Source organism: Micromonospora ureilytica, from assembly GCF_015751765.1.
Classification (GTDB): domain Bacteria; phylum Actinomycetota; class Actinomycetes; order Mycobacteriales; family Micromonosporaceae; genus Micromonospora; species Micromonospora ureilytica.
This window is the reverse complement of record NZ_JADOTX010000001.1, coordinates 2,113,422-2,139,245: the sequence shown is the minus strand read 5'-3', so window position 1 is coordinate 2,139,245 and position 25,824 is coordinate 2,113,422. Positions and strand designations below refer to the sequence as shown.

At 72.1% G+C, this 25,824-nt stretch carries 26 protein-coding genes; 8 read left to right on the top strand and 18 right to left on the bottom strand.

The window, feature by feature from the left end:
- Nucleotides 1-348: 348 nt before the first annotated feature.
- Nucleotides 349-969 (top strand): phosphotransferase, encoded by a 621-nt coding sequence (locus tag IW248_RS09410; RefSeq protein WP_196930109.1) that lies wholly within the window; start codon nt 349-351, stop codon nt 967-969.
- 100 nt (nt 970-1,069) lie between these two features.
- On the opposite strand, the gene IW248_RS09405 is transcribed toward IW248_RS09410, so the two are convergent.
- The 5 genes from IW248_RS09405 to IW248_RS09385 all read right to left on the bottom strand — a co-directional run bounded on the left by IW248_RS09405 (nt 1,070) and on the right by IW248_RS09385 (nt 6,828).
- Nucleotides 1,070-1,468, bottom strand: a complete 399-nt coding sequence (locus IW248_RS09405) for a VOC family protein (RefSeq protein ID WP_196926633.1) — start codon at nt 1,466-1,468, stop codon at nt 1,070-1,072.
- Nucleotides 1,465-2,232: an arsenate reductase/protein-tyrosine-phosphatase family protein gene (locus IW248_RS09400; RefSeq protein WP_196926632.1), complete on the bottom strand. Its 768-nt coding sequence runs from the start codon at nt 2,230-2,232 to the stop codon at nt 1,465-1,467. Before IW248_RS09400 ends, IW248_RS09405 begins: the two co-directional genes overlap by 4 nt.
- An 80-nt stretch (nt 2,233-2,312) precedes the next feature.
- Nucleotides 2,313-4,214: a S9 family peptidase gene (locus IW248_RS09395; protein ID WP_196926631.1), complete on the bottom strand. Its 1,902-nt coding sequence runs from the start codon at nt 4,212-4,214 to the stop codon at nt 2,313-2,315.
- A 173-nt stretch (nt 4,215-4,387) separates the two neighbouring features.
- Nucleotides 4,388-5,770 carry an FAD-dependent monooxygenase gene (locus IW248_RS09390; RefSeq protein ID WP_231396972.1) on the bottom strand — a complete coding sequence of 461 codons (1,383 nt, stop codon included), beginning with the start codon at nt 5,768-5,770 and terminating at the stop codon, nt 4,388-4,390.
- Nucleotides 5,771-6,114: 344 nt separating this feature from the next.
- A complete protein-coding gene (locus IW248_RS09385) occupies nt 6,115-6,828 on the bottom strand; it encodes a TetR/AcrR family transcriptional regulator (RefSeq protein ID WP_196926629.1) in 714 nt (237 codons plus the stop codon).
- A gap of 85 nt (nt 6,829-6,913) precedes the next feature.
- On the opposite strand from IW248_RS09385, the gene IW248_RS09380 reads away from it, so the two are divergent.
- Entirely contained in the window at nt 6,914-7,777 is an 864-nt protein-coding gene (locus IW248_RS09380) for an NmrA family NAD(P)-binding protein (protein ID WP_196926628.1), read from the top strand.
- Nucleotides 7,778-7,793: 16 nt separating this feature from the next.
- Here the strand turns inward: IW248_RS09380 and IW248_RS09375 are convergent, their stop codons facing one another.
- Genes IW248_RS09375 through IW248_RS09365 form a run of 3 tightly spaced genes read right to left on the bottom strand, consistent with a single transcriptional unit; the run spans nt 7,794 to nt 10,356 of the window.
- Nucleotides 7,794-8,576, bottom strand: a complete 783-nt coding sequence (locus tag IW248_RS09375) for an ABC transporter permease (protein ID WP_196926627.1) — start codon at nt 8,574-8,576, stop codon at nt 7,794-7,796.
- Nucleotides 8,577-8,607: 31 nt separating this feature from the next.
- Complete coding sequence (locus tag IW248_RS09370) at nt 8,608-9,366, bottom strand: ABC transporter permease (RefSeq protein WP_196926626.1); 759 nt, start codon at nt 9,364-9,366, stop codon at nt 8,608-8,610.
- A gap of 15 nt (nt 9,367-9,381) precedes the next feature.
- A complete protein-coding gene (locus tag IW248_RS09365) occupies nt 9,382-10,356 on the bottom strand; it encodes an ABC transporter ATP-binding protein (RefSeq protein ID WP_196926625.1) in 975 nt (324 codons plus the stop codon).
- Nucleotides 10,357-10,471: 115 nt separating this feature from the next.
- Between IW248_RS09365 and IW248_RS09360 the strand changes: the two genes are divergently transcribed.
- Nucleotides 10,472-10,948 carry a hypothetical protein gene (locus tag IW248_RS09360; protein ID WP_196926624.1) on the top strand — a complete coding sequence of 159 codons (477 nt, stop codon included), beginning with the start codon at nt 10,472-10,474 and terminating at the stop codon, nt 10,946-10,948.
- Between the two features lie 16 nt (nt 10,949-10,964).
- On the opposite strand, the gene IW248_RS09355 is transcribed toward IW248_RS09360, so the two are convergent.
- Nucleotides 10,965-11,948: an AraC-like ligand-binding domain-containing protein gene (locus IW248_RS09355; RefSeq protein WP_196926623.1), complete on the bottom strand. Its 984-nt coding sequence runs from the start codon at nt 11,946-11,948 to the stop codon at nt 10,965-10,967.
- A 103-nt stretch (nt 11,949-12,051) separates the two neighbouring features.
- Here IW248_RS09355 and IW248_RS09350 point away from each other — a divergent pair, with 103 nt between their 5' ends.
- Nucleotides 12,052-12,627, top strand: a complete 576-nt coding sequence (locus tag IW248_RS09350; protein WP_196926622.1) for a maleylpyruvate isomerase N-terminal domain-containing protein — start codon at nt 12,052-12,054, stop codon at nt 12,625-12,627.
- A 151-nt stretch (nt 12,628-12,778) separates the two neighbouring features.
- Here IW248_RS09350 and IW248_RS09345 read toward each other — a convergent pair whose 3' ends face one another.
- From IW248_RS09345 to IW248_RS09335, 3 genes are all read right to left on the bottom strand, one after another.
- On the bottom strand, nt 12,779-14,068 hold the full coding sequence (locus IW248_RS09345) for an MFS transporter (RefSeq protein ID WP_196926621.1): 1,290 nt from the start codon (nt 14,066-14,068) through the stop codon (nt 12,779-12,781).
- A 132-nt stretch (nt 14,069-14,200) separates the two neighbouring features.
- Nucleotides 14,201-14,743 (bottom strand): GNAT family N-acetyltransferase, encoded by a 543-nt coding sequence (locus IW248_RS09340; RefSeq protein WP_196926620.1) that lies wholly within the window; start codon nt 14,741-14,743, stop codon nt 14,201-14,203.
- A gap of 32 nt (nt 14,744-14,775) precedes the next feature.
- The gene (locus IW248_RS09335) at nt 14,776-15,264 is read right to left on the bottom strand and encodes a DnaJ family domain-containing protein (RefSeq protein WP_196926619.1); all 489 of its coding nucleotides are present in this window, start codon (nt 15,262-15,264) and stop codon (nt 14,776-14,778) included.
- 216 nt (nt 15,265-15,480) lie between these two features.
- Here IW248_RS09335 and IW248_RS09330 point away from each other — a divergent pair, with 216 nt between their 5' ends.
- Entirely contained in the window at nt 15,481-16,131 is a 651-nt protein-coding gene (locus tag IW248_RS09330) for a LysE family translocator (protein ID WP_196926618.1), read from the top strand.
- 10 nt (nt 16,132-16,141) lie between these two features.
- On the opposite strand, the gene IW248_RS09325 is transcribed toward IW248_RS09330, so the two are convergent.
- The 3 genes from IW248_RS09325 to IW248_RS09315 are packed head-to-tail and all read right to left on the bottom strand — an operon-like array spanning nt 16,142 to nt 19,006.
- Complete coding sequence (locus tag IW248_RS09325) at nt 16,142-16,966, bottom strand: SDR family NAD(P)-dependent oxidoreductase (RefSeq protein WP_196926617.1); 825 nt, start codon at nt 16,964-16,966, stop codon at nt 16,142-16,144.
- Entirely contained in the window at nt 16,963-18,303 is a 1,341-nt protein-coding gene (locus IW248_RS09320) for a flavin-containing monooxygenase (protein ID WP_231396245.1), read from the bottom strand. Before IW248_RS09320 ends, IW248_RS09325 begins: the two co-directional genes overlap by 4 nt.
- A 55-nt stretch (nt 18,304-18,358) precedes the next feature.
- Nucleotides 18,359-19,006, bottom strand: a complete 648-nt coding sequence (locus tag IW248_RS09315) for a TetR/AcrR family transcriptional regulator (protein ID WP_231396244.1) — start codon at nt 19,004-19,006, stop codon at nt 18,359-18,361.
- A 57-nt stretch (nt 19,007-19,063) separates the two neighbouring features.
- Between IW248_RS09315 and IW248_RS09310 the strand changes: the two genes are divergently transcribed.
- From IW248_RS09310 to IW248_RS09300, 3 genes are all read left to right on the top strand, one after another.
- The gene (locus tag IW248_RS09310; protein ID WP_196926615.1) at nt 19,064-20,428 is read left to right on the top strand and encodes an MFS transporter; all 1,365 of its coding nucleotides are present in this window, start codon (nt 19,064-19,066) and stop codon (nt 20,426-20,428) included.
- Between the two features lie 26 nt (nt 20,429-20,454).
- Entirely contained in the window at nt 20,455-21,609 is a 1,155-nt protein-coding gene (locus tag IW248_RS09305; protein WP_196926614.1) for a coiled-coil domain-containing protein, read from the top strand.
- Nucleotides 21,610-21,840: 231 nt separating this feature from the next.
- Nucleotides 21,841-22,182, top strand: a complete 342-nt coding sequence (locus tag IW248_RS09300; protein ID WP_030489777.1) for an RNA polymerase-binding protein RbpA — start codon at nt 21,841-21,843, stop codon at nt 22,180-22,182.
- An 80-nt stretch (nt 22,183-22,262) separates the two neighbouring features.
- On the opposite strand, the gene IW248_RS09295 is transcribed toward IW248_RS09300, so the two are convergent.
- The 3 genes from IW248_RS09295 to lnt all read right to left on the bottom strand — a co-directional run bounded on the left by IW248_RS09295 (nt 22,263) and on the right by lnt (nt 25,439).
- The gene (locus IW248_RS09295; protein WP_196926613.1) at nt 22,263-22,793 is read right to left on the bottom strand and encodes an FxsA family protein; all 531 of its coding nucleotides are present in this window, start codon (nt 22,791-22,793) and stop codon (nt 22,263-22,265) included.
- Nucleotides 22,794-22,885: 92 nt separating this feature from the next.
- Entirely contained in the window at nt 22,886-23,695 is an 810-nt protein-coding gene (locus IW248_RS09290) for a polyprenol monophosphomannose synthase (protein WP_088948163.1), read from the bottom strand.
- A 34-nt stretch (nt 23,696-23,729) separates the two neighbouring features.
- Nucleotides 23,730-25,439, bottom strand: a complete 1,710-nt coding sequence (gene lnt / locus IW248_RS09285) for an apolipoprotein N-acyltransferase (RefSeq protein ID WP_231396964.1) — start codon at nt 25,437-25,439, stop codon at nt 23,730-23,732.
- Between the last annotated feature and the right edge of the window lie 385 nt (nt 25,440-25,824).

Sequence of the window (25,824 nt, the reverse complement as noted above, 5' to 3'; positions counted from 1 at the left end):
CTGACTCCTTACGCACAAGAACTGTCATTATGATGCATGCACGTTACGTCCCTTTCGTCCCAGGTATTTATCGGATTATTGTTAATGTCAATCTGATAATCGTTAATCACGGCTTCGATCCTCCGGGTCAGCCCGCCCCCGGAACGCAGTGGCGCTGCCGCCCTCACGCGCTGAGGATGTCGGCATGAGTGACCACAGCGCGAACGCGGTCAACGAGCAGGAGGAAGCACTACCTGGCGGCAACATGGGGGGTGCGACACGGGTCGATGCCACTGTCCGGCGGCCCGCCGGGGCATGGAGCCCGACGATTCAACGGCTGCTGGGACATCTTCGTGAGCGCGGCGTCACCTGGGCTCCGCAGCCGCTGGGAACCGACGAGCACGGACGCGACAGCGTCTCGTACCTGCCGGGCATCGTGCCGCAGTACCCGTTGCCGGACTGGATCTGGAGCGAGGAAGTCCTCACCGATGCCGGTGTCCACCTCGCCCAACTTCACCAGGCCAGCGCGAGCTTCGACGCCATCGGCGGAGTGTGGCAGTTGCGGTGCGGCAGCCAGCTGAGGTCGTCTGTCACAACGACTTCGCCCCGTACAACATGGTCTTCACCGACCGGCGGCTCGCCGGAGTTGTCGACTGGGACACGGCCTCGCCCGGTCCCCGGTCGTGGGATCTGGCCTACCTTGCCTATCGGCTGGTGCCGTTGGCCCATCCCGACAACGGCGACGCTATCGACAGTGGCCTGGGCGAGCGGGCACGTCGGCTGCGCCTGCTTTGCGATGCCTATGGCTCGGAGCACGAACCGGCTCGCATCCTCCAGGTCGCAGTCCATCGACTACACGACCTCGCCGCCTTCACCAAGGCCCGGGCTGATCAGGGACAGGAGAACATTCGCAGTCATGTCGGGCTCTACCGACGCGACGCGAGATGGATCACCGCGCACGCCGATCAGTTGGGCCGGGATGTCGCCTAGATGCGCGAGATCCTGCGCATGAGTGGCTGGACTGCGGCGGAGTCGGCGCTGAGAAACATCGACTATGCCTTGGCGGGCTAGCGGCGACGTGCGACTGGGTTTAGGTGTTGGCGGGGGTGGCTTCGCGGGGTTGGAAAAGTTCGATGAGGTTACCGGCGGGGTCGGCGAGCAGGATCTGACGGCCGCCGGGCCCGGAGACCAGTTCGCTGCGGAACGCCAGGCCGGCGTCGCGGAGCCGGTCGATCTCGGTGTCCAGGTCGTCGACGATGAGGTGGATGCGGTTGCGGCCGGGGCTGGTGGCGTCGTCCGGGGTGGCGCGGGCACCGGAGCTGGCGGGTCCGGACAGCAGCAGTCGTAGCGGGCCGCGGACCACGTCGGCGAAGGCGGGGGCCGCGCTGGTCTTGAGGTGAAAGCCGAGGTGGGCGGTGTAGAAGTCGACGGCGGCGTGAACATCGTCGACGAGGTAGCGGACGCTGACGTATTGCTCGGGTGTGCTCACGGTTTGGCCTCCTGGGGATCGGTAGCGAGGACGGGCAGCAGATGCCGCACACGGGTGTCGATGTCGGCAGCAACCTGCAGGAAGGCGGGGTAGTCGTCCCGGGCGCCGGCTGCGGCGGGGTCGGGGATGCTCCAGTGCAGCTGGCCGGCCGGGTTACCGAAGTCGGGGCAGACTTCTCGGGCCTTGTCGCACAGGGTGATCACGTAGTCGAAGCGGCGGCCGGCGAGTGTGTCGAGGTGCCGAGGGTGCCTGCGCGCGACGTCGACGCCGAAGTGGTCGCGCAGAGCCCGCACGGCATGGGGGTGTAGCTGCGGTCGGGGGCGGGTTCCTGCGCTGGTCACCTGTACGTCGCTGGCGGCGTGGCGTCGGAGCTGGGCTTCGGCGATGGGGGAACGTGCGCTGTTGCCCGTGCACACGAACAGCACGGTTCGCGGCGGGTGGACCGGCGGGGCCGGTGCAGTGTTGCCCAGCTGCAGGGCGGGGTGCAGTGCGGAGCCGGTGCCTGTCAACGCGTGGGCGCAGCTGTCGAGGTCGAGGTGGTAGTAGCTGTCGCGGCCGTCGAAGCTGCTGCGGGTGGCGGTGACCAGGCCGCCGTCGCGCAGCAGCCGTAGGTGGTAGGAGACAAGGTTTTGCGGCTGGGCCAGGAGGCTGACCAGTTCGCGGACCCGCAGGTCACTACGGGCGAGTTCGGTCAGCAGTTGCCAGCGCAGCGGGTGTGCGGCCAGCCGGACGAACGGCGGCGCGGTGTGACTCGGCGGCACCATGACACGAAGATACATCAAACCGGCTTGATCGGTCTGGGTCGAGTGGGCGCCGGTGGCGCCAGCCTTATGGTCAGCTCAGGTCAGGGCCGGAGCCAGCGATCAAACCAGGCGCGGGTCCGGCGCAGGACGTCGACCTGGTGATTGCGTTCCCGGATCGAGTGGCCCTCTCTCGGGTAGATCACGAACTCGTGCTCGACGTCGAAGTTGCGCAGCGCCCGGTGAAGGTACACGGCCTGTCCGAGAGGGACGTTGGTGTCCTCGGCGCCGTGCAGGAGAAGCACCGGAGTGCGGATGTGGCTGGCGAAGGAGATCGGGCTGACCGCGTCGTGTGAATGTGGCCCGATGCCGGACCAGCCGGTGCTGCCGCCGAGCGCGGCTTCGAACTGGCCGTTCTCCCCCGTCGCGGCGAGCATGCCCCAGTCGACGACGCCGGCGCCGACCAGCGCGGCGCGGAAGCGGTCGGTCTGGCCGATGGCCCAGGCGGACATGAAGCCGCCGTGGCTCCAGCCCGCGATGCCCAGCCGGTCGGGGTCGGCGATGCCCTCGGCGATGAGCAGGTCGATGCCGGTCAGGATGTCGGTCCACTCCTGCTGGCCGACCCGGCCGGCGACGCTGGCGGCGAACTGGTGGCCATGACCCTGGCCGCCGCGCGGGTTGGGCAGCAACACGGCGTAGCCGGCGGCGGCCAGCCACTGCGCGCTGGGGAACCAGAACAACTGGCAACGGTCGGCGTAGCGGTCGTACGGGCCGCCGTGCACGATCGTGACCAGCGGAAACGGGCCTTCCGATGCGGTTCTTCCGATCGGCAGGACCAGCAAGCCGTCCAGGTCGAGACCGTCGGCGGCGCGATAGGCCAGCGGTTGTTGCGTGCCGAGCGCGATGCCGTCTAGTTCCGGACGGGTGTTGGTGATTTTTCGCAGCGGCCCGGTTGGCGGTCCGATGTGAACGTTCGGGGTTTGGTAGCGGGTGCCGGTGAGCACCGCGATCGTCTCGCCGGTAGGGGTGGTGGTGAGGTTGTCGAGGCGGCCGGGGTGATGCGACAGGGTCGTGAGATCGGTGGGGTCGAGCCGGGCCACTGTCGTGTTCAGGCCGTTGGCGAACACCACGAACGGGGCCGCATCGGTCTGGCAGAGTTCAGTCGGGCACATCGAGAGGCCAGCGGTGCGGTTGCGCAGGACGCAGCTGTCCATGGCCAGGTCGAACACGGCGGTGCCGGCCTGTAGGACCGGTGGGGTGAGCGCGAGGTAACCGACGTGCCAACCGTCCTCGCCCGGCCACCAGGCCAGAGATTGTGCGTCGGCCCCGACCGGTCCGAGGTTCTCCGCGGTCCCGGTCGTGGGGTCGAACAGGTGCAGTTGGCCGGTGCGCGGGCCGTAGTCGTTGTCGGCGCTGGCCCAGGTCAGCACGGCGAGGGGGCCACCGTCGGGACGTTGCCGCAGTTCCACGACGTGCCGGTCACCGAACACCTTCGGGGTGGTGACCCGGCCGGTGCGCAGGTCGAGCAGGTGCAGCCGGGCACGCGGTTCGCGTTCGCCGACGACAACGGCGTCGTCGCGGTCCCGGGCGCGGCGCTCATCCTGCTCGGTGGGTTCGTCCTCGGCGAGCAGAGCGACCATATTGGAGTCGGCGAGCGGGAGGTGGTCGATGACGCCGGCGCGCCAGCTGGTCACCGTGGTCATCGTGCCGTCGGCGAGGGTGAGCCCGTGCAGTTGCGGGGTGCCGCGGTCGGCGCGGTCGGACAGGAAGAACAGCGTCGCCGAGTCGGCCGACCAGCGTGGCCGGGACTCGGTTGCGGTGTCGGCGGTCGCTCGGCACGCCGCGACGGCGCCATCGGTGTCGACGAGCCAGAGTTCGGTGTCGAGGTGGTCACCGGTTCGGCTGGTGGGAGCGAGGACGTGGCAGAGCAGACGTCCGTTCGGGGCGAGCGCCGGGGTCCGCGGGTCACGACCATCGACCACGAGGTCGGCGGTCAGACCTGTCATGCGACAAGTCTGCCAGCACCAGCGGGGCACCACGCGATCGATCCCGTGCCGGACATGGGCGGCCCGTGATCCGCGCACCGTCGCGGATGTTGCTGCCTCGCATCGCGAGGAAGCAGCAGGAACAGCGACGTTGCGCGGATCCCTCTGCGGCGCTGTGGAGGTCGCCGGCCTGGTCAGTGGGCGGGCTTGCCGAACCAGCGGGAGAGGTGGTCGTTCACGTCCTGCTGGTCGTCGCCGATCCAGGCGACGTGGCCGTCGGGGCGCAGCAGGACGGATGGAGCGTCCAGTGCCGCAGTGGAATCCGCGAGGTGATCGACCCGGTCTGACCAGCCGTCGACGGTCAGGCGTTCGGTGCGGTCCAGCAGCAGGCCGCGGCCGCGGTGCAGCAGATCGTAGAGGTGGCCCTGTTTCACGTCGATGTCGCGTAGGCGGCGGCCGAGCAGGTCGGGGCCTGTGCCGAAGTCGTAGCGGATGCCAATGGCGGTGATCTTCTCCAGCAGATGGAGGTTCACCTCGTCGAAGTCCATCAACTCGGTGAGCAGCCTCCGCACGGCCTGTGCGCCCGGTTCGGTGGACAACAGCTCCGTCTGGGCTCGGGTGTTGTCCAGTACCGCCTCCGCGACCGGACGGCGTTCGGTCTGGTAGGTGTCCAGCAGGGTTTCCGGCGCCCAGCCGTGGATCTGCGCGGCCAGTTTCCAGCCGAGGTTGAAGGCGTCCTGAACGCCCAGGTTGAGGCCCTGCCCACCGATGGGCGGATGGATGTGCGCCGCGTCGCCGGCCAGCAGCACCCGCCCGACCCGGTAGCGGTCGGCGAGCCGGGTGGCGTCCCCGAAGCGGGACAGCCAGCGCGGCGAGTGCACGCCGAAATCCGTCCCGGCGACGGCGTGCAACTGTTGTTTGAAATCCTCGAGGGTGGGCGGTTCGGCCCGGTCGCTGACCCCCGCGGCGGGCACCAGGACGCTGTAGACCCCCACGCCCGCGGGCCGCAGCCAGAATCGCTGATGGGTCTCGCGGATCGCGGCCACCGTGACGGCGACCTCCTCCGGCGGTACGCCCACTTCCATCTCGCCCATCAGGCTCTCGGTCCGGGCAGGCTCGCCAGGGAAGCCGACGCCGAGCAGTTTGCGTACCGTGCTGCGTGCGCCGTCACCGCCGACGAGATAGCGCGACCGCAGCCGCTCCCCGTCGGCCAGCTCGACGGTCACGCCTTCGTCGTCCTGCTCGAAACCGGCGACCGCCCAACCGCGCCGCACCTGCGCGCCCAGTTCGACGGCGTGTTCTTCGAGCAGACGTTCGATGACCGGCTGCGGGATGCCCAGCAGGTAGGCGTACCGGGAATCCAGGCCCGGCGGCGCGGGTTTGGCGATGGCGGCGAAGTAGGCGCTGGCCGGACGCTTCCGCCCGTGCGGGAGGATGCGTTCCAGCAGTCCGCGCATCGCCATCAGTTCGAGACTGCGGATGTGCAGGCCGACGATGCGGACGGCCGACGCCGGCTCGGTCTGCTGCTCGACAACGAGTACCCGTACGTCGTGTAGTCGTAGTTCGGCGGCGAGCATCGCCCCGGTCGGCCCGCAGCCGGCGATGATCACGTCGTACGCGTGGGGCACGCGATCGGTGTCGGAGGCAGACGACGACGGGCGGGCGCTGACTGTGGAGTCGCGCTCTACCGCGTCGGTCGACGATGGTTCGGCGGTGAATCGCATGGGTGTTGCCTCTCGGGAGTGCCGTGTCGGCAAGGCGCTCCCGGCGACACCTACGTCAATCGCCCGACCGTGACGGCAAGGGGGAGCACCCACATCGCTTCAACGTTCATGGGTCTCACCTCCTCGGGCGGTGTCGCGGTCAACTGCAAGCTATATCCCCCAGCGCGACTTCGTCGAGTTCTTTCCTCGGCACGTGCTCACGGCTTCGGGTGGGTCAGCGATCGGTGCAGCCACTCGGCCATCAGCGCGCGCTCGGCGTCGGTGAGCCCCGGGAGGTCGGGCAGCACCGTCGCGAAGGTCACCGCGACCGTGTTCGTGGTCGTGTCGGGTGTCGCGGGAGTTGTCGTCAGGATGCTGGTGAGCACGGCGTCGAGCATGGCCTCGCCCAGGCCGAGGTCGCGCTGGTCGGCGGGCATTCCCAGCAGGGTGAGGATGCTTCCGTTGCCCGCGGAGTGGATCATCAGGAGCGCGCGCTCCTCGTCGACCCGCAGGAGGCCGGCCGCGGCGAGTCGTCGGACGCGGCGACGTAGCACGTCGAGGCCGGCGACCGTCGCCGGCGAGGGTACGCCGCTCCCCCGGGTGGCGAGCAGCGCGTACAGCTCGGGGTTTGTCAGGCCGAACTCCACGTGCGCGCGCCATCCGGCGCGCAGGTCCGCGACCGGGTCGCCCGTCGCGCCGTCCGTTGCGACCGATTTGCCGCTGACGTAGGTGGCCATGACGTGCTCGGCGACGGCGTCGATGAGGCCGTCCTTGTCGCCGAACAGGCGATAGATGGTCGGCGCCTGCACGCCGGCGGCCTGGGCGACCGCGCGCGTCGTCACCGCGTTCGCGCCCTTCTCGCGCAGCAGGTGGGTCGCTGCCGCGACGATGCCCGCGCGGACGTCGTCGCGGGTGTCCTGCGTCATCACCATGAACCGATGCTAACAGCGCCTTGTTATCCGTGAGTTATCAATGCTAACGTCAGCGACGTAACGCCGATAACAAGGAGTGTTCATCATGATCGTCGTCACCGGTGCCACTGGAAACCTCGGGTCCCAGATCGTCGACCGGCTGCTCGACCGGCTACCGCCCGACGCCGTGGGCGTGAGCGTGCGCGACGTCGACAGGGCAGCCGGCCTCGCCGAGCGCGGTGCGCGGGTGCGCGCCGGAGACTTCACCGACCCGGCCACGCTGACGCACGCCTTCGAGGGCGCCGACAAGGTCCTCATCGTCTCCGCCGCCATCCGCGGCCCCGGCGCGCTCGTCGCGAACCGCGCCGCCATCGACGCCGCCCGCGCCGCGGGAGTCAACCGGATCCTCTACACCAGCCACCAGGCCGCCTCCCGGGACTCGCTCTTCGCCGCCCAGCCCACGCACGCCGCGACCGAGGAACACCTTGCTGGACTGGGGGTTCCCTTCACCGCCCTACGCAACGGGTTCTACGCGAGCACGCTCAGCTTCTCCATCGGCACGGCGCTGGAGACCGGGCAACTCGTGGCGCCGGCGGACGGCCCGGTGTCCTGGACCGCGCACGCCGACCTGGCCGAGGCCGCCGCCATCGCGCTAACCGAGGAGGGCCTGCTCGACGGCATCACGCCGGCGCTGACCGCAGCGGAGGCACTCGACCTCGAAGCGGTGGCCGCCATCCTCAGCGACATCACGGGCCGCACCGTCGAACGTGTCGTCGCGGATGACGACCAGTGGCGGGCGGCCGCCATCGCGCGAGGCATGCCCGCGGCGGCGGCCGACTTCACTCTCGGCATGTACCGCGCGGCGCGAGAGAAGGAGTTCGCCGTGACGGATCCGACGCTGGAGACAATCATCGGCCACCGCCCCACATCCGTCCGCTCGGTGCTCGGGGCCATCGTCGCCCAGCGCTGACGCACCGGCGAGCCGATCAGCGCAGCATCGCGCGGGTCATTCGACGGGTGGCGACGTACATCGCGATCGAGCCGAACGCGAGGAGGTAGGCCACCGGGATCAGCAGGTCCCAGCCGAGGTGGCCCAGCGTGGGTTCGCGGACCAGTTCGATGCTGTGGTAGAGCGGCAGCGCCTGGATCAGGGGCCGCACCGCCTCCGGGTAGACCGACAGGGGATAGAACGTCGTCGCGAAGAGGTACATCGGCAGCATGAAGAGCTGGATGTACTGGAAGTCGGGGAAGTCGCGCAGGTACGTCGTGACCGCCAGTCCGCCGGCGGCGAACGCGTACGAGATCAGCACCGACGCCGGTAGGGCCAGCAGCACCCAGGCCGACGTGACCAGCCCACCAACGGCCATCAGGGTGAGGAACCCGATCGACGTCAGCAGCGCGTTGATCATCGCGCTGGTCACCTCGCCGACGGCGATGTCGGTGACGGAGAGCGGTGTCGGCAGGATCGCCTCGTAGGTCTTCTCGACCCTCATCCGGATGAAAACACCGAAGCTCGTCTGGTTGAACGCCGTGTTCATCGCCGTGGTCGCCAGGATCGCCGGGGCCACATAGGCGGCGTACGGGACGTCGACGCCGGGGACCGTGCCGACGAGCATCCCGACGCCGACACCGATCGACAACAGGTACAGGATCGGTTCGACGAGTGCGTTGAGCAGCGGCGTGACCGACCGGCGATAGATCATGACGTTGCGTTCGACGAGCGCCAGGGCCCGGCGTCTCGTCCAGGCGGGTACGGCGACGGTGGTCATGGTGCCTCCACGAGGCTCGGGGCGTGGGCCGTCACGGGTGCAACCGTCGGCGGTACGTGACCCGGGCGACCAGGAAGCCGCCGATGGCGAGCGCCAGCAGGTAGGCGATGTGGACGGAACTGCCGCTGATCGTCGCCGTGCCGAGGCTGAGCGTGCGGCACAGCTCCACCCCGTGCCACAGCGGCAGCAGGTAGGACACCGGTCGGATCCACTCGGGTAGCTGCGAGACCGCGAAGAACGTGCCGGAGAACATGTAGAGCGGCATGATGACGAAGCGGAACACCGTGTCGATCTGGCGTAGCTTGCGGACGCCGACCGCCCACGCGGCGGCGGGCGCCGCGAACGCGACCCCGGTCAGCGTCGCGCCGAGCAGGGCGCCGAGGGCCCACCACCCCCGGATCAACCCGAACGCGGCCATCACCACGATGAAGGCCCCGCTGGCGATGAGCACCCGGAACGTGATGAAGAGCAGGTGCCCGGCGGCGAGTTGCTCCGGCCTCAGCGGTGTCGGTGTGGCGCTGCGGTACGCCCCGAAGCCCGCGGCCCGGGCGACCCCCGCGGCCCCTTCCAGGAACGCGTTCTGCATCGCGGCGGCGGCCAGCATGCCGGGGGCGAAGAACGCCGCGTAGGAGACGCCGGCGATCTGGGCCGGCGCGTTGTCGTCGACGAGGGCGCCCAGGCCGGCGCCGATGCCGATGAGGAACAGCAACGGGTTCAGCACGTTGATCACGATCGAGCCCCGCCAGGTACGCCGGTAGCGCGTGACCCAGTATCGGAAGACACGAAGCATCAGTGGTCTCCCCCGCTACTCGATGAGCGATCGGCCGGTGAGCTTGAGGAACACGTCCTCCAACGTCGCGCGGCGGACCAGCGCGGTGAGCGGCGTGAGCGACATGGCGTGCACCGTGGCCAGGGCGGCCTCGCCGTCACTGGTGTAGACGAGCACCCGGTCGGGCAGCAGTTCGACGCGGCCGTCGGCGTCGCTTCCGCCGGTGGCCAGCACCGACGTCCGGAGTTTCTGCGCCGCGGTGTCCCGTTCGTCGAGGCGGAAGCGGAGTTCGAGAACCTCGCGGGTGGCGTACCTGGTGATCAGTTCCCGGGGTGAGCCCTGCGCGACGATCCGGCCGTGGTCGACAACGATGAGCCGGTCGCAGAGCTGCTCGGCCTCGTCCATGTAGTGCGTGGTGAGGATGAGCGTGACGCCCTCCTGTTTGAGCTGGAAGAGCCGGTCCCAGAGGATGTGGCGGGCCTGCGGGTCGAGGCCGGTGGTCGGCTCGTCGAGGAGCAGGATCTCCGGTTCGTTGATCAGGGAGCGGGCGATGGTCAGCCTCCGACGCATGCCGCCGGAGAGCGTCTCGACCTGGTCGCCGGCCTTCTCCTGAAGCTGGGCGAAGTCGAGCAGCCGGGTCGCGCGGTCCCGGATGACGGCCCGCGGCAGGCCGAAGTATCGCCCGTAGATGTGCAGGTTCTCCCGCACGGTGAGCTCGTTGTCCAGGTAGTCGTCCTGCGTGACGACGCCCAGCCGGGCGCGGATCTCGGGCCCCTGTGTCATCGGGTCCATGCCCAGCACGCGCAGGCTACCGCCGCTGATCGGCGACGTCGCGGCGATCATCCGCATGGTGGTGGACTTGCCCGCGCCGTTGGGGCCGAGAAGCCCGAAGGATTCGCCCCGCTCAAGCGCGAAGTCGATGCCGTCGACCGCGCGGAACTCCGCCGTGGACCCACGTGGTGGATAGACCTTGGTCAGATCTCTCGCCTCGACCAGCGGATGTTCGCTCACCCCGGCAGCCTAGGTAAAGTCGACAGTGGAGCGCAAGATTTGCGCAGAGACCCGAAATTTCCCGACGCCTGTTGTATTTGACCCTCGACCGGGTCGAGGCCCGAACATCGGCGCCATGACCGACCAACCGACCGTCGACCCGACCATGACCCGCATCATCGAGGCCGTGCAGATCGGCCAGGACGGCGCGCCCGCCCAGGCCCGTGCGCTGCTCACCGCGTTGTGGGACGAGCTCGACCCCACCGGTGACGCCCTGCACCGCTGCACCCTGGCGCACTACCTCGCCGACCTGCAGGACACCACCGAGGCGGAGCTGAGCTGGGACGAACGTGCCCTGGCCGCCGTGGCCGACCTGACCGACGAACGCGCCCAGCGGTATCTGTCCTCACTCCAGGTCCAGGCGTTCCTGCCGTCGCTGTACCTCAACCTGGCCGACTGCCACCGACGCCTGGGCAACGTCGGCCCGGCCCGGGAGCACCTCGACCGGGCCCGCGAACACCTGGTGCGGCTACCTGACGACCCGTACGGCGAGAGCATCCGGGCCGCTGTCCGTGACTTCGTCGCCGACGATCCGACCGACCGCCGGCGGTAGCGGTCGGTCGGGCGGATCACCGATCCTGGCGGGTGACGGCCATCCGGTACTCCTGCGGTGAACGTCCGTAGTGGGCGCGGAAGAGGCGGCTGAAGTGGGCCTTGTCCGAGAAGCCCCAACGGGCGGCGACGGCCTGGATCGGCTGCCGCAGCAGCGGGTTGCCGAGATCACGCCGGCACTGCTCCAGGCGCTTGGCACGGATGAGTTCGGCAACCGTCGTCGCCTCCGCCTCGAACAGGCGGTGCAGCGACCGCAGCGAGATGTGGTGGGCGGCGGCGACGCTGCGAGGGCTGAGCTCGTCAGTGTCGAGGTGACGGTCGATGAAGTCGACGACGCGGGCCCGCAGCGCGGTGTGCCGCGCCTCCGGTGACAGGGTGTCCTCGATGTCGAGGTACTGGGCGAGCGCGGCAGTGAGCAGGTCCACCGCCACACCGCCCAGGATCTCGGCCTGGGCCGGCTCGAACTGCTCCGGGTGCGCCGCGATGCTGCGTAGGTGGTGGGCCAACAGCCCACCGACGCCGAGGTGCGACGACAAAGGCGTGGCCAGCAGGCGGCGGAGCCGGTCCGGCGCCAGGGGCAGCGCCGCGTGCGGTATCTGCACGGTGATCGTGGTGGCGAGACCGGCGCCGTCGGCGTGGTGCCGGGCGACGTGCCGCCGCGCGGGGTCCAGGAGCGTGAAGTGCTTGCCGGGTTCCAGCGTGGACTCGGTGCGGTCATGGATCAGGGTGCTGCGACCGGTCAGTGGCAGCGTGAGCTGGTACACGTCCCCTTCGGCGCTGCGAACCAGTTTCGCGGGCCGGATCGCCTCCAGGGACGGGTAGCGCAGCGAGGTCATCCGAATGCGACCGAGATCGATGGCCTGGACGTAGGCGACGAAGTTGTCCAGGTGGCCGCTGCTGATGTGCGCTGGTGCCGTCTCCTGCGCGACCAGGGCATACCAGAACGCGAACCGCTCCGCCGGAGGCAGCACCGTCGTGTCCACCACCTGGTTGGGCAACACTCGGCTCGCCTCCCCTCATATGCGAAGATGGATTCTTGCATGCCTCGACCCTCTTTACCCATGACGGGATTCCCACGCCCGGTGCTGCCCGGCGGGTTGGCGAATGTCGGCGGTGACCGGCGCCGACCTGCTGGAGGCGGCCGACGAGATGACCCGGGTGCTGCTGCCACACGGGGAACGCGACTGGTCGGTGCCGGCCGGCTCGCTGAGCTGGAGCTGCTGGACCACCGCGGCGCACGTCGCGCACGACCTCCTCGCGTACGCCGGCCAGGTCACCGGCCGTCCGGATGACGGCTATCTGCCGTACGACCTGCGGGTCTCCCCCGACGCGAGCCCGGCACAGGTGCTCACCGTGGTGCGGGCCTGCGCCGGGCTGCTCGCCGCCGTCGTCGACGCCGCCCCGCCGGACACGCGGGCCTGGCACTGGGGCCCGTGCGATCCGGCCGGCTTCGCCGCGATGGGCGTGGCCGAGACCGTGCTGCACACCCACGACGTCACCCTCGGCCTCGCCGTGCCGTGGCAACCGCCGCAGCGACTGAGCACGCTGGTGCTGCGCCGACTCTTCCCGGACGCCCCGGCCGGCGCGGCACCCGAGGTGCTGCTGTGGATGACCGGCCGCGGTGAGCTGCCCGGCCGGGCAAGGCGCACCTCCTGGAGCTGGCGGGCCGCAGTCGACTGACTCGCACCAGCGTCGAGGGGTGGGTGGTCGCCTGCCGGGCGACCACCCGGTTGGAGCGTTACGGTCAGGTCCAGCTGATGCCACGGTTACGAACGCTGCGCATGTCCTTCTCCTCCCCCTCGGTGACGGTTCCCGTGCCCGCCAGCTGATTTCAGCGTCGGCCACGGCCCGCTTCGGCGGTAGGGATGTCGGCGTTCGGAGTCGTTCGGGCTTGTTCGACCGGGGACTCGGACGTCGCAGGTGTGGAGGCAGGTCGCCGCGGCCACAGCGGCGCGAAGGCGAGAACCGCCACGGCGCCTGACAATCCGCTGAACCCGATCACCGTGGTGGCCACCCACCGGTCGGCGGCCAGACCCGCCAGGACCATCGCCGTTCCCTGCAGCCCACTGAGACCGGTGATGGCCACCCCGAACGCGCGTCCCCGGTACTGCCTCGGCACCGCCCGGCCGAACAGCGCGTTCAGGGGGATGGCGAAGGCGCTCGCCGCTCCGGCCAGCGCCAACAGCAGGAGCATCATCCACAGCGGAGGAACGAGCCAGGTGACCGTCAGCACCCCGGCCGACATCGCGGCCAGCGGCAGGATGAGCCGTGGCCGGGCGGCCGGTGGACAGAACCGGGTGAGCGCGACCCCGCCGAGGGCCATCCCCAACGGCGCCGCCGCCAGCAACAGTCCGACCGTGCCGGCCCCGCCGCCGTACTGTCGGGCCAGCGGTGCCATCAACCCTTCGGCCGCGTAGGTGAAGGCGCTTGCCGTCCACAGGACGAGGACGTAGGACCGCAGCCGGGAATCGGCGAAGATGATCCGCAGCCCGACCGCCCGGCTCTGACCGGTCGGACCCGACGGCGGTCGAGGCGCGGGGCGGGAACGCACGCCGATACCGATCAGGAGAGCGGAGACCAGGAAGGTGCCGGCATCCACCAGCAGGGCGCCGCGCAGCGACAGCAACGCCACCAGACTCCCCCCGACGGCGAAGCCGACCACCTGCACGACCTGGGCGCAGATGTTGTCCACGCCGTTGGCCACCGCGTAGCGGTCGCCGTCGAGCACCTCCGGCATCAACGCCGCCCGCGCCGCCACGAACGGTGGCCGCATCAGGTTGACCACGAAGAGGAGCACCACCAGGGCCGGCGCGGGAAGGGCCGGCAGCGCCGCCAGCGGGATGAGCGCCGCGCGGCCCAGGTCGCACGCGATCATCACGCTTCGCCGGGGAAACCGGTCGGCCAGACCGGACAGCAGCGGTCCGCCCGTGAGCCAGGCCAGGTAGGAGCTGGCGTAGGCGGCCGCCGCCAGCGCGGCCGAGCCGGTTTCGGTGAAGACGAGGTACGCCACGGTCACGGCCGTGAGCTGGTCGCCGGCCAGGGACAGCAGGTACGCACCGAACAGGTGGCGGTACTCGCGCACCGCGAACACCTCGGCGTACGTCGCGGCGCGCTCGGTCACCTCGCTCCGCCCCTTCCGCGCCGGCGGTCGTCTGGGCGCTTGGCCCAGACCGTATCCGCGTTCACGCGGTCGAGGCCGGGAGTAGGCGTTCGGACCTGTTCGGATCCGTTCGCGACAGGTTCGGACCGCCGGCTAGCCGGCGTCGAGTGTGTGGCGGTGGCCGTCGAGTGGGAAGGGCGGCCGGGCCGGCAGGATCTCCTGGAACACGAAGCCGGACTTCTGCGCCACCCGGCAGGACGCCACGTTGTCCACCTGGTGCAGCAGGTCGAGACGCGTCACCTCGGGGAACCTGTCGAACGCCCAGCGGCTCAGCGCGGTGACCGCGCGCGGGGCGACCCCGCGACCGCGTGCCCACGACGCCGTCCAGTAGCCCACCTCCGGCGCCGGACGCTCCGACGTGACCCCCTTGAGCACCACGTTGCCCACCAGCCGGGGGCCGTCGGTCTGCTCGTCGAGGACGGCGAAGGTGTACCGCCGGCCGTCGGCCCAGTCCCGCTGTGCGCCGTCCAGCCAACGCCGCGCCTCGGCGGCGGTCGTCACCGGGGCTCTGGTCCAGCGGCGCAGGATCGGATCCCGGTACGCGTCCACCAGGTCATCCAGGTCGTCGGCGCACCACTGACGCAGGGTGACACCCGGGGTCGAGGGCGTACCGGGCGTCCGCGATTCGATGAGCATCGGCACAGTCTGCCGTGGCCGTGGCCCGCGGGTCAGTCCCGACGGCGACGCCACAGCCGCCACCAACCGCGCCGCGGCCGACGCGACGGCGGCACGACACTCGCCGGTTCCGTGACGGTCGAGGTGATCTTGGGGTGGGCGCGTTCGGCGCGCCAGCGGCGGACCACGTCCTCGGTGTTCACCGGGCGCACCGCGACCCGGGGGCCGTCGGGGTTGCGCAGCCACGCCACGATCTGCGCGTTCAACTGCCCCACGAAGTCGCGCACGGACTGCTCGGTGGGCAGGTCACGGACCTCGTCGGGGACCTGCTCGACGCGTCGGCGCAGTTGTAGCGAGGTGGGCAGGAGCAGGTCACTGGGGAGCGCCTCGCGCTCCAGGAAGCTCTTGATCCACCACCCCTCGTCGTACGGCGCGCCCCGACCGGGGATCGGCTTGCCCATGCCGGGCAGGTCGTCGAACTCGCCGCGCTGAACGGCTCCCCGGATCTTCGCCTCCACGGACGCTTCCCACGCTTCGGTCACCGTGCGGCACCTCCCTGGCCACCGTAACGCGCCGCCTCCGGCCGGCGACACGCACTTGCCAGGGGTCAGCGCGCCCGCGACGGTGAGCATTCCCACCGGGCCCCGAACGCGAGTGGATCACCCCGGATCGCAGGCCACGGCCCGTCAGGTGGCCCTGGGTCAGGACGTTCATCCCGATTACGGTCGGTGTGGGATCCATCGGACGGGGGAAGCATCGTGGTGAGTACTGGTGCACTGCTGGGCATCGCGTTGGTGGCGTTGGGGTTGGTGCTCACGCCCGGCCCGAACATGGTCTACCTGGTGTCCCGTTCGGTGGCGCAGGGCCGCCGGGCCGGGCTGGTCTCGCTGCTCGGGGTGGCCGCCGGCTTCGGCGTCTACCTGGCGGCGGCGGTCGCCGGCCTGGCCACCGTCTTCGTCCTGGTGCCCACGCTGTACGCGGTGGTGAAGCTGGCCGGCGCCGGCTACCTGCTCTGGCTGGCCTGGCGGACGCTGCGTCCGGGTGGGCACTCGCCGTTCACGCCCGCGCCGCTGCCGCCGGACCCGCCCCGGCGGCTGTTCACCATGGGCCTGGTCACCAACCTGCTGAACCCGAAGATCGCGATCCTCTACGTGTCGCTGCTACCGCAGTTCATCGACCCGACGCGGGGGCATCTGGCGACGCAGAGTCTGCTGCTCGGGCTGACCCAGATCGCCGTCGCGCTGAGCGTGAACGCGTTGATCGTGTTCAGCGCCGGCGCCCTCGCGGGGTTCTTCGCCCGCCGGCCGGTGTGGCTGCGGGTACAGCGGTGGGTGACCGGCACCGCGCTCGCGGCGCTGGCCGTGCGCATCGCCGCCGACCGCTCCCGCGCGGCCGTCGCCACGCCCTGACCCCGGGCGGTCAGCGTCCCCGGTGGCGGCCGAGCATCGCGGCGGCCAGCGGCGCGGCGTCCAGGTCACCGGCGGCGAGCCGGGCGGCGAGGGTACGGCGTACCAGCCGGTCGGCCAGCGCGGGCGCGTGCCGGCCGACGGCCATCTCCAGCCGCCCACGTGCGGTGGTCGCCACGTCGCGGGGCGCCCGCCGGGCGGTGGCGGTCCGCAGGATCGCCGCGACCACCCCTTCGACGGGCTCGGGGCGGGACACCCCCCGCAGGGACAGCCCGGCCTCGGCGGTGCTGTCGTGGATCGGGGAGGCGACCATGCTCGGGTAGACGACGCTCACCCCGACGTGGGTGCCCACCTCGTGGCGCAACGCGTCGGCGTACGCGACCACTGCCCGTTTGCTCACCCCGTACGCGGCGGCGAGCGGGAGGGGCAGCACCGCCATCCGGCTGGCCACGAAGATCACCCGTCCGCGTGCGGTGAGCAGCGGGGGCAGCGCGGCGGCGGTGGTGCGCCACGCGGCGAGCAGGTTGACCTCCAGTTGCCGGCGGACCACCTCGTCGGGCGGCAACTCGGCCGGCGCGGGGCCTCCGACCCCGGCGTTGTTGATCAGCAGGTCGAGCCCGCCGAGCCGGTCGACGGCGGCCGACACCGCCGCCGGTACGGCGTCCGGGTCGGTCAGGTCGCAGCCGAGCACCGGCACGTCGGCGTCGGGGTGGGCGTGCAGGTCGAGCCCCACCACCCGGGCGCCGCCCGCGCTCAGCGCGGCGCCGAGGTGACGGCCGAACGTCCCGCTCGCCCCGGTGACCAGCACCCGTCGACCGGCCAGGGACCGACCGCTCACCGGGGCGCCCCCACCGAGGAGGCCGCGCCGGAGCGGGCGCGGCGGGTCCCGGCGGTCAACTCCCGGGCCAGCTCGGCCAGGTACACGTCGAAGTCCACACGCATCGCCGGGCGGCGCTGACCCCAGCGGGCGGTCGCAGCCCGCAGTTCGGCCCGGCAGACGGCGCGCTGCCGCTGCGGGTCCGGCAGCGCGTACCGCCCGGCCAGGTGCGCCGCGATCAGCTTGGCCTGCGCCTCGACCAGCGGGAACGCGGAACCGGTGGACTGCATCAACCCGACGAAGCTCAGCCCGGGGGCGTCGGGGTGGAACACGTGTCGGTACAACGGCAGGGTGTCGGCGCCCCCGGCGAGCAGCGCCGGGTCGAGGAACGGGACGTCCACCCGGTAACCGGTGCACCAGATGATCAGGTCGACGCTGTCGCTGCGGCCGTCGGTGAACTCCACCCGGTCGCCATCGAGGGCGGCGACGCCGGGTCGGGCCTCGACGTCGCCGTGGGTCAGTCGCGACAGCAACCCGTCGGAGAGCGTCGGATGGTCCTGGAGGAAGCCGTGCGTCGGCGCGGGCAGCCCGTAACGGGCGGGGTTGCCGACGGTGGCGCTCAGCATCGTCTGGCTGATGCGTTGGCGCAGGCGCCACGGCAGTCGGCGGGCCAGCGCCCCGTTGAGGGTGTCCGAGGGGCGACCCAGCAGGTACTTCGGCACCACCCAGACGCCCCGGCGCAGCGACAGCAGGGTGCGGGCGGCGGCGTACGACGCGTCCACGGCGATGTCCATCGCGGAGTTGCCGCCGCCGACGACCAGGACCCGTCTGCCGGCCAACTGCTCCGGGCCCCGGTAGTCGTGGCTGTGGATCTGCTCCGCGGTGCAGGCACCGGGGTACCCGGGGTCGGGCAGCCGGGGCACCCGGTTGTGCCCGTTGGCGACCACCACGGCGTCGACGGTGACCTCGACCGGGCCGGTCGGACCGCTGGCGGCCACCGTCCAGGTGCCGTCGGGGTGCTGGATGACCCGCTCGACGGTGTGGCGCAGTCGGATGGTGTCGGCCAGCCCGAAGCGCGTGGCGTAGTCGGCGAGGTAACCGGCGACGCGACTGTGGTCGGGGTAGTCGGGCCAGTCGGTGGGCATCGGGTGGTCGGCGAACTGGGTGCGGCCACGGCTGGTGTTGAGGTGCAGCGTGCGGTACGCGGGCGAGTCGGGAGCCCCGTACACCCAGAGGCCGCCGACCTGCTCGGCGGCCTCGAAGCCGACAGTCGGCACGTCGGCGTCGCGTAGTGCCTTGACCGCGGCGAGCCCGGCGGCGCCGGCGCCGATCACCGCCACCCGAGGTGGTACGCCCATTGCCGCCCCCATTAATCCAACGTCGGATGGATAATCGTCGCGCGGCGGTGGTCCGTCAAGGGGTCGGTGATCCGTACAGCCCGTCGAGCAGGCGATGCACGAACGACCGGAACTCGCGCCGTTCCCGAGCGCCGGGGGCGCCCGCGGCCAGCGCCACCACGTGCCCGTGCGTCGCCCACACCAGACTCCGCACGGTGATGTGCGGGGTCGGCTCGGCCAGGGCGCCGGTCGCCGCGGCGGCGGTGAGCAGCTCCGCGACCAGCCGGTACAACGGGTCGGCGTAGCGCTGGTCGAGCTCGGCGTGTCGCTGAGGTTCCAGCCAGCGGCGCAGCCAGAGCGCTGTGGTCTCGGGGCGGTCCTCGAGGAAGTCCACGAAGACGTCGACCAGCTCGTGCAGGGCCCGCCGCGCGGCGTCCGGACCCGCGTCGAGAGCGGCGCTGGCCTGCTCGGCGGCCTCGGTCAGCACGTCCCGTTCGGCGGCGAACACCCGGGCGAAGCACGCGTCGTAGAGGGCCGCCTTCGTACCCGTGTGGTGCGCGACAGTGGCGACGTCGACCCCGGCGGCGGCGGCGACCTCCCGCAGCCCGACGGCGTCGAAGCCCCGCTCGGCGAAGAGCGCGGTCGCCGCGGTGAGCACCACCTCGCGGGTCGGCCGGGTCTCGTCGCGGCGGGGCCGACCCGGGCGGCGGCGGGGCATGGTCATGGTCGCCATTCTGCCCCTAGAATCCAGCAACCGTTGGATTGCGGAGAGGATGCGGCGATGACCGGGCTGGACCGGCGGCCCACGGCCGCCACCGACGCGACGCTGCCGCGCGGCCCCCTTGCCGGCTTCGCCGCCGGCTCGCTCGGCATGGGCATCTGGGTGACAGTGCCCGGCCTGCTGCTGCTCTACTTCCTCACCGACGTGCTGGCCGTCGGGCCGTGGCTGGCCGGCCTGGCGCTGTTGCTGCCGAAGATCGCCGACGTGCTGCTGCACCCCTGGGTGGGGCACCGCGCCGACGTGGAGCAGACCCGACGCGGCGACCGTCGTCGCCTGCTGCTGCTCGGCTGCGCCCTGCCGCTCGCGTTCGCCGCGCTCTTCGCCGTGCCCGGCGGCCTGACCGGCGCGCCCGCCGCGGCATGGGTCGCGGTGTTCTTCATCGCCGGCAACCTGCTCTTCGCCGCCTACCAGGTCCCCTACCTGGCCACCCCCGCCGACCTGCGCATCGGCTACCACGAACGCACCCGGCTGATGGCGTTCCGGATGGTCGTGCTGACCCTGGGCATCCTGATCTCCGGGCTGCTGGCCCCGCTGCTCACCGGCGGCGACGCCGCGACGCGGGGCGGCTACCAGCGCATGGGCGTGGTCCTCGCCGTGGGGATGCTGGTGGCCATGCTCATCGGTGTCGCCGGCATCGCCCGGCTGCGCGGGTCCGCGCCGACCACCGCCGCCTCCGGGCACGGCGGGTGGCGGGCCCTGCGCACGGCGCTGCGCGACCCGCAGTTCCGGTGGCTGGTCGCCGCGTACCTGGCGATGTCCACCACCACCCACCTGGTGCTCGCCGGGGTGCCCTACTACGCCGAGTACGAGCTGCGCGCGCCCCGGCTGACCACGGTGCTGGTGGCCGCCTTCGTGGCGCCGGCGCTGCTGGTCACCCCGGCCTGGCTGGTGGTGGCCCGACGCGTCGGCAAGCAACGGGCGCTGCTCGGCGCGCAGGGCGCGTTCGCGGCCGGCTCGCTGGTGCTGGCGGTGGGCCGCCCGGCCGGTCTGCCGCTGCTGGTCGCCGCGGTGGCGGTGCTCGGGGTGGCGTTCGCCGGCATGCAGCTGCTGCCGTTCTCGATGCTGCCCGACGTGATCCGCGCCGCCAGCACCACCGACGGGGCACCCACCGGGGCCGGCACCTACACCGGGGTGTGGACGGCCACCGAGGCCACCGGCGCGGCGCTGGGCCCGTACGCGTACGCGCTGTGCCTGACCGTTGGTGGTTTCGTGGCCTCGACGGCCGGTGAGTCGCCGGTGCAGCCGGACGCCGCGCTCGCGGCGGTCCGCTACGGCTTCGGGTTGCTGCCGGCGGTGGCGATGCTCGCGGCGCTGCTGCTGCAACGCCGCTACACCCTGGACGCGACGGCCCGAGCGACGAGCTGACCGCCCGGCACTAGACTTCGCCCTCGATGGACGCCCAGCCCAGCACCACCGAGACCCGCCCCTGCGCCCACTGTGGACGGCCGGTGCCGCAGCGTGTCGGCGCGGGCCGACCGTTTCGCTACTGCCGCGACAACGACGGCGCCTGCCAGCGCGCCTCCCGCAACAGCCGGATGCGGCACCGCAACGCCCCCGGTCTGCCCGGGCAGGTGGCCCGCACCTGGGAGGCGGTGGACCGGCTCGACCAGATCGTCGAGACGTTGACCGAGTCGCTGCACGCCGAGTTGTCCCCGGTGGGTGTGCAGCGGCAGCTCGCCCAGGCCCGCGCGGAGGCCGCCACCGAGATCGCGGCGGCGCAGACCGAACGCGACGAGGCCCGCGATGACGCCGAGGCGGCGGCGGCCGACGCGGCGCGCTCCCGCGAGCAGGCCCGCGACGCCCGCGCCGAGGCCGACGACACCCGCCAGCGCGCCGAGCAGGCGCAGCGGCAGGCCACCGCCGCCGACGAACAGGCGCAGCACGCCGAGGCCGCCCGCGACCAGGCGCGCCACGACGCCAGCGCCGCCGAGGCGCTGCGCGCCCAGGCCGAGCGCGACCGCGACCAGGCCCGCGCCGAGGTACGGGACCTGCGCACGCAACGCGACGCCGAACGGCAGCGGGTGACCGACCTGGGCGTGGAACGCGACGCGCTGCGCGCCGAGGCCGAACGGGCCACCCGGGCCGCCGCCGAGGCGACCGAGCGGGCCGGGCGGTGGCAGGCCGAGGTGCAGGACGTCCGGCGCCAGATCGAGCAGTCCCGCGCCGACGCGGCACGCACCCGCGCGGAGGCCGCCGACGCCGCCCGGGCGCGCGAGCAGGCCGACCGGGCCCGCGACCGCGCCGAGGTCGCCGCCCGGCAGGCCGACGAGGCCCGGCAGGAGGCCGCGGAGTTGGCCGCGCGGCTACGCGCGGAGCTGGCCGCCCTGGCCGCCCACCGCGACACGCTCACCGCCGAACTGTCCGTGGCCCGGCAGGCCACCGCGACCGCCGAGGGTCACCGCACCGCCCTGACGGTACGACTCGACGCCGCCGAGACCGATCGGGACCTGGCCCAGCGGCGGGTGGCGCAGCTCGGTGACCAGGTCAGCGACCTGGCGCTGGCGCTGGCCCGCCTCGGTGCCGCCGCTCCCAGCGACGCCACCTGATGATCGAGGCGCAACCTTCGGTAGGCTCGGGCGGTTAACCTCCCCGGTGGCCGCGGACACACACCGTCGTCGCGACCGGCCTGGGGATCACCTCACCGGGTGACCGTCCCGGCCGGCTACCCTTGGTCCCGGCCCACCCGTGGACGCCTCACGCCCTCGGGCGGGAATGGCTCGGCGGGGACGCACCGTTACACCCAGAAGACCAGCACCACGAACGAGGGGAAGTCGATCATGGGCGAGCGTATGCTGCGCGGAAGCCGCCTTGGCGCGGTGAGCTACGAATCCGACCGCAACACGGAGCTCGCGCCGCGTCAGACCCGCGAGTACCTCTGCGCCAAGGGCCACCAGTTCGAGGTGCCGTTCGCCGTCGACGCCGAGGTCCCGATGACCTGGGAATGCAAGTTCGACGGCAGCGTCGCCCGACTCGTCGACGGCAACGAGCCGGAGCAGAAGAAGGCCAAGCCGCCGCGCACCCACTGGGACATGCTTCTGGAGCGGCGCTCGATCGCCGAGCTGGAGGACATCCTCGAGGAGCGGCTGCAGGAGGTTCGGACCCGTCGCGGCCGCGCCTGAGCCGCACGACGTACAACGACGACGCCCCCGGGGAAACCCCGGGGGCGTCGTCATGTCTGTGCGCGGTGGTGGCCTGGGTCTCAGTGCCGGCCGGGCTCCACAATCTCGCCCTCGATGGCCCGACCGCCGTCGACCACCACCGGCTGTTGCGGCTCCGGAGTCGGTTGCGGGGTCGGTTGCGGCGCGCCCTGGCGCACCCGCACCGTGCGGGGCCCGAACAGGTCACCGGCGACCATCGACGACACCCGCCGCTCGGTGGCACGGCGCACCCCGGCGCGGGCCAGTCGACGCACCGGCGGCACCAGCAGCAGCAACCCCACCAGCCCGCTGACCAGACCGGGCACCGCCAGCAACAGCGCGCCCGCCAACCCGACGAGCCCGTCGGTCACCTGCCCACCCGGGGGCTGCCCGGCCGCCGCCGCGGAGCGGAACCCACGCCAGGCGCGCATGCCCTCACGGCGCAGCAGCACCAACCCGAGCAGGGACGCGGCGAACACCAGCAACACCGCCGCCCCGAACCCCAACGCCCGTCCCACGCCGACGAACACCGCCAGCTCCAGCACCACCGCCAGCAACAGGGCCAACGGTACGAACCTCAGTCCTCGGCGCATCTCACCTCATCGCCAATCCTGCGGACACCACGGACGTGCCCCGCTCATCCAGCATGACACGGCCGCGCTCACGGCCACCGCGCCTGACCCGTTCACGGCCACCGTGCCTGGCCGGTGGCGGTGCCGTGCAGACCCCGGCGGACCGCCTGACGGCGGTCGCGCACACCCCAGGCGGTGATCCGCCACAGCGCCTCGGCCACGATCTTCGGGCTCATCTTGCTGTCGCCGTGCTCCCGCTCGGCGAACGTGATCGGCACCTCCACGATCCGCACCCCGGCCTGGTGCGCCAGCCGCGACAGCTCCACCTGGAACGAGTAGCCCTGCGAGGTCACCGACTCCAGGTCGATGGCGTCGAGGGCGCTGATCCGGTACACCCGGTAACCGCCGGTGGCGTCCGACACGGGCATGCCCAGCGCCAGGCGCGCGTACAGGTTGCCGCAGCGCGACAGCAACAGCCGCCGCAACGGCCAGTTGAGCACCCGCGCGCCGCTGGTCCACCGGGAGCCGATCACCACGTCCGCGTCGCGGGCGGCGTCCAGTAGCGCCGGCAGATCCTCCGGGGCGTGCGACCCGTCGGCGTCCATCTCCACGACCGCCTGATAGCCGCGCTCGCGCGCCCACCCGAACCCGGCCAGGTACGCCGCGCCGAGGCCCTGCTTGCCGTGGCGGTGCAGCACCTGCACGTGCGCGTCGCCGTCGGCGAGGGCGTCGGCGATCGCGCCGGTGCCGTCGGGGCTGTTGTCGTCGGCGATGAGGATCTGCACCGCCGGGGCGGCGCGCCGGACCCGGCCCACGATCGCGGCGATGTTGTCGGCCTCGTTGTAGGTGGGGATCACCACCAGCACCCGGCCCACCCCGGGCACCTCGTCCGGGCGTCGGATCGTATCGGTCGCCTGGATCACGGTTCCTCCGCTCCCGCCGGCGTACCGGCTGTTGCTATCCGGGCATGACCCGCTGCCGCCGGCGCAGCACCGCCGCGCCGAGCAGGGCCGCCGCGGCCAGCGCGGCGAGCGCCACCTCGGGCCACCAGCCGAGGCGGGTGGCGAGGGTGCGTCCGTCGTCGAGGCGCAACTGCCGCACCACGACCTCCCGGGTGTTGAACCCGGTGGCATCGCTTACCCGCCCGTCGGGTGCGACGAACCCGGACACGCCGACCGTGGAGGCCATCAACGCCGGCCGCCCGTGCTCCACCGCCCGCAGCCGCACCATGGCCATCTGCTGGCGGGCCTCCGCCACGTCGAAGGTGGCGTTGTTTGTCTGCACCACCAGCAGTTGCGCCCCGCCGGTGACGGTGTCGCGGACCACCTCGTCGTAGGCGACCTCGAAGCAGATCACGTCACCGAGCACGGCCGGGCCGGCGCGTACCACGCCCGGGGTGCTTCCACCGACGAAGTCGCTGCGGATCAGGTCGACCTGTTTGCTGACCATCCGGGCCACGTCGCGCAGCGGCACGTACTCGGCGAACGGCACCGGGTGGCGTTTCGTGTACAGCTGGTCGAGGTCCGCGCCGGTGCCGGGGCGCCACAGGATGCCCGCGTTGCGGACCTCCCCGGCGCCGGGGCCCAGCAGCACCGCGCCGACCAGGATCGGCGCGCCGATGGTGTCGGCGGCCTGGGAGATCCGCGCCCCGGCGGTGGGGTTTTTCAGCGGGTCGATGTCGCTGGAGTTCTCCGGCCACACCACCACGTCTGGTTGCCGCTGCTGCCCGGCGGCGACCCGACCGGCCAGCTCGATGGTGGCGTCGACGTGGTTGTTGAGCACCGCCTGCCGTTGGGCGTTGAAGTCCAGGCCCAGCCGGGGCACGTTGCCCTGCACGATCGCCACGGTGACTCCTGCGCCGGACCCGGCCGTGGCGACCGGCACCAGCAGACCCCCGGCGGTCAGCGCGACGGCCACGACGGCCGGTACGACCACCGGCGCCCACCGGCGGGCCGCCGGGACCGCGGCGCGTGGCGGGGCCTCCAGCGGACCGTCAGGGCCCGCCACGGTGTCCTGGGTGCCGTCCGGGGGCGGCGGGGTGGTGTGCGGGGGTGCGGGGCGCTGGGCGGTGATCCAGCCCCGCCAGGCGGCGGTGACCAGCAACCCGCCGACGAGGGCCACGGCGAAGGTGACCAGCGGGGCGCCGCCCAGCGCGGCCAGGCGCAGCAAAGGTGAGGTGTCCTGGCTGAACGCCAACCGCCCCCACGGGAACCCGCCGAACGGGGTGCGGTCGCGCAGCGCTTCCTGCCCGACCCAGAGCAGCCCGGTCAGCGCCGGCCACGCCCAGCGGGAACGGTCGGCCAGCGGCGACACCCAGGCGGTGGCCGCGCCCAGCAGCGCCAGGTAGCCGGCCTGCAACAGCGACAGCAGCACCCACGGCAGGTAGCCGGTGTGCAGGTTCGTCCAGGCCAGCAGCGGGGCGAAGAACGCCACACCGGTCAGGAAGCCCAGGCCGGCGCCGGCGCGCAACCGCCGCCGGTGCGCGGCGGCGGCCAGCAACGCCACCCCGACGGGCGCGAGCGGCCACACCCCGTACGGGGGGAACGCCACCAGCAGGGCCAGCCCGGCGGCCACGGCCAGGGGCACGGCGACCCTCAGCGGCAGCGGCCGACCCGCAACGACCGGCCGGGGCAGCGCCGCCGGGGTGTGCGTCTCATCCCGGTCCAGGGTCGTCACCGCTTCACCTCGATCACGGGGCGAAGGTTACCTGGCTGGCGGGTGCACCGACCGCGTCGGGCCGTCGGGCACGAACCGCCCGGCAGACATGAAATCGGGGCGCGGCTCGCGCCGCGCCCCGATGCTCCCAGGCCCTTCCCGGCCGGTGTGGCGAGGATGGGGCACGACGACCTTCGGACCGACCGGACGTGGACTGGCTGCCCCCGCCGGGCCGTTGTCTACTGGCCGTGCACCTCACCCTGCCCGTACACCGGTAACCGCGGCCGGTTCGCGCCGCCCCGCCGACCCCCGCCCGCTGGACCTGGCCGCCGCGACGATGACGCTGAAAATGTCGCTCGGCCAGCGGACGAAGGGACGAAGCGAACAACAGCCGCTT

What these genes read in the sequence shown, in the direction of transcription:
- IW248_RS09400 (WP_196926632.1), bottom strand. Translation starts at nt 2,232, where the DNA reads ATGGTGCCGCCGAGTCACACCGCGCCGCCGTTCGTCCGGCTGGCCGCA.
- IW248_RS09315 (WP_231396244.1), bottom strand. Translation starts at nt 19,006, where the DNA reads ATGACCATGCCCCGCCGCCGCCCGGGTCGGCCCCGCCGCGACGAGACC.
- IW248_RS09360 (WP_196926624.1), top strand. Translation starts at nt 10,472, where the DNA reads ATGACCGACCAACCGACCGTCGACCCGACCATGACCCGCATCATCGAG.
- IW248_RS09395 (WP_196926631.1), bottom strand. Translation starts at nt 4,214, where the DNA reads ATGACAGGTCTGACCGCCGACCTCGTGGTCGATGGTCGTGACCCGCGG.
- IW248_RS09340 (WP_196926620.1), bottom strand. Translation starts at nt 14,743, where the DNA reads ATGCTCATCGAATCGCGGACGCCCGGTACGCCCTCGACCCCGGGTGTC.
- IW248_RS09350 (WP_196926622.1), top strand. Translation starts at nt 12,052, where the DNA reads ATGTCGGCGGTGACCGGCGCCGACCTGCTGGAGGCGGCCGACGAGATG.
- IW248_RS09295 (WP_196926613.1), bottom strand. Translation starts at nt 22,793, where the DNA reads ATGCGCCGAGGACTGAGGTTCGTACCGTTGGCCCTGTTGCTGGCGGTG.
- IW248_RS09370 (WP_196926626.1), bottom strand. Translation starts at nt 9,366, where the DNA reads ATGCTTCGTGTCTTCCGATACTGGGTCACGCGCTACCGGCGTACCTGG.
- IW248_RS09385 (WP_196926629.1), bottom strand. Translation starts at nt 6,828, where the DNA reads ATGGTGATGACGCAGGACACCCGCGACGACGTCCGCGCGGGCATCGTC.
- IW248_RS09300 (WP_030489777.1), top strand. Translation starts at nt 21,841, where the DNA reads ATGGGCGAGCGTATGCTGCGCGGAAGCCGCCTTGGCGCGGTGAGCTAC.
- IW248_RS09310 (WP_196926615.1), top strand. Translation starts at nt 19,064, where the DNA reads ATGACCGGGCTGGACCGGCGGCCCACGGCCGCCACCGACGCGACGCTG.
- IW248_RS09305 (WP_196926614.1), top strand. Translation starts at nt 20,455, where the DNA reads ATGGACGCCCAGCCCAGCACCACCGAGACCCGCCCCTGCGCCCACTGT.
- IW248_RS09390 (WP_231396972.1), bottom strand. Translation starts at nt 5,770, where the DNA reads ATGCTCGCCGCCGAACTACGACTACACGACGTACGGGTACTCGTTGTC.
- IW248_RS09375 (WP_196926627.1), bottom strand. Translation starts at nt 8,576, where the DNA reads ATGACCACCGTCGCCGTACCCGCCTGGACGAGACGCCGGGCCCTGGCG.
- IW248_RS09380 (WP_196926628.1), top strand. Translation starts at nt 6,914, where the DNA reads ATGATCGTCGTCACCGGTGCCACTGGAAACCTCGGGTCCCAGATCGTC.
- IW248_RS09320 (WP_231396245.1), bottom strand. Translation starts at nt 18,303, where the DNA reads ATGGGCGTACCACCTCGGGTGGCGGTGATCGGCGCCGGCGCCGCCGGG.